Here is a 515-nt window from a genome sequence, read left to right as displayed (position 1 = left end):
GTATGCAGTATACAAGCAGCTGCCATCATCTTGCTCTGCAGTTGCCATTTAGATAAGGTGAGTAAATGGATGACTAAGGATGAAGTCTTGATCACCTCCCTGTACTATGAAAATAGGTGTATGAGTTGTAATGTCCCCAATGCTAACTGGAACATCCTCTGCACACACAGTACATGGAACTGCCTCCCTGCTTTGGATGACCATTGTTAAGTTAGGACCGTACATGAGGTCGAGCCCGAGCTCTCTAGCAATATCCTCCTGCATAACATTGATCATTGATCCGGTATTGATAAGGGTGGGGAGGGTTTGGTTGTTGATAGATGTCTTAGTTCTCAAGATGTCCATAGCATAAATGACTTGGCTGGTCTTTACCGGCTTGGACCTGCGCTTGTCTTCAATGACTCTCTGGGCAGAAACTTTCCCAGCGGCAGGTGGGGTCGGAGGCCTAGGAACAACAGTTTCTGAAATATTGGGAAGCTGTTGGAAAAAGGTTTTATGAAGGCTTGGAGAAGACC

The 515-nt window shown here is 46.0% G+C and carries 1 protein-coding gene; it reads right to left on the bottom strand.

Going from position 1 to position 515, the window contains the following annotated elements:
• Nucleotides 1-48 precede the first annotated feature (48 nt).
• Nucleotides 49-515 (bottom strand): retropepsin-like aspartic protease (locus JS756_RS36005; RefSeq protein ID WP_205387461.1); only part of this gene is annotated, 467 nt, incomplete at its 5' end.

This window comes from Streptomyces actuosus (genome assembly GCF_016921115.1).
Lineage (GTDB): Bacteria > Actinomycetota > Actinomycetes > Streptomycetales > Streptomycetaceae > Streptomyces > Streptomyces actuosus_A.
This window is presented reverse-complemented; position numbering and strand designations above follow the sequence as displayed.